The sequence below is a fragment of the Gluconacetobacter takamatsuzukensis genome (genome assembly GCF_014174275.1).
Classification (GTDB): domain Bacteria; phylum Pseudomonadota; class Alphaproteobacteria; order Acetobacterales; family Acetobacteraceae; genus Gluconacetobacter; species Gluconacetobacter takamatsuzukensis.
This window is the reverse complement of the sequence record NZ_JABEQK010000030.1, coordinates 1-663: the sequence shown is the minus strand read 5'-3', so window position 1 is coordinate 663 and position 663 is coordinate 1. Positions and strand designations below refer to the sequence as shown.

The following is a 663-nucleotide window of genomic DNA, read 5'->3' as shown; positions in this document are numbered from 1 at the left end:
TGGGGTTCATCCTGATGGTGATCTCGTTTTTGACGCTGGCCTGTTCGCGGCTGCTGCTGCGCCGTGGAGGGGCCTGAGATGAGTGCGGTGACGGAAGCGGGTCCGGCCGGCATGGGTCCGGCTGGGGCGGGCGCGGCTGTGGGGGCGGGGTGGAACCGGCCCGGCGGGCTGGCGCTGCGGCGGCGGGTGGTGGACCGGGTGGCGACGGGGTTGAGCATCGCGGCGACGGCGGTGGTGCTGCTGGCGCTGGGGTCGATCCTGCTGACGCTGCTGGTGCGGGGGCTGCCGGGCCTGTCGCTGGCGACGCTGGTGCGCACGATGGCGCCGCCGGGCAGCAACGGGGGGCTGGCCAACGCGATCGTGGGCAGCTTGGTGCAGACCGGGTTCGCGGCGGCGATCGGGACCCCGGTGGGGCTGCTGACGGGGATCTACCTGTCGGAATATGCGCGCGACGGGCGGGTGGTCGATGTAGTGCGCTTCGTGTCGGACATGATGCTGTCGGCGCCTTCGATCCTGGTCGGGCTGTTCGTGTATATGCTGCTGGTGATGCCGTTCGGGCATTTCTCGGGCCTGTCGGGGGGGATCGCGCTGGCGGTGCTGTTCGTGCCGGTGGTGGTGCGGACGACGGAGGACATGCTGCGGCTGGTGCCGCTGACGATGCGC

1 pseudogene is annotated in these 663 nt (G+C 71.2%); it reads left to right on the top strand.

Going from position 1 to position 663, the window contains the following annotated elements:
• Positions 1–111 precede the first annotated feature (111 nt).
• Positions 112–663, top strand: a pseudogene (locus tag HLH27_RS16885) (phosphate ABC transporter permease PstA); the annotation flags it as partial.